We start from the raw sequence: 201 nt of genomic DNA, 5'->3' as shown, positions 1-201 counted from the left end.
GGCGAATGTGAGTAGCGTTGACCACTTCGCAAGATTCTAACCCTTGGCCAGCATGAGAAAATACCGGCTCTACCGCTTTCACTGAAGGTGCAGTAACAATAATATTAAAACCGTGACGCTCAACTAACAGCTGCGCTGCGGCAATACCCAATGTCGAGCTTTTACCACGCCCTCTATCCGCAGTGAGAATCAAAGGACGTT

The 201-nt window shown here is 48.8% G+C and carries 1 protein-coding gene; it reads right to left on the bottom strand.

The window, feature by feature from the left end:
* Positions 1–201 (bottom strand): hypothetical protein (locus tag AB4512_RS21635; protein ID WP_372175621.1); only part of this gene is annotated, 201 nt, incomplete at both ends.

This window comes from Vibrio sp. 10N.222.52.B7 (genome assembly GCF_041474275.1).
In the GTDB taxonomy this organism is placed as follows: domain Bacteria; phylum Pseudomonadota; class Gammaproteobacteria; order Enterobacterales; family Vibrionaceae; genus Vibrio; species Vibrio crassostreae_C.
Note: the sequence above shows the minus strand (reverse complement) of the source record. Positions and strands in the feature narration are given on the sequence as shown.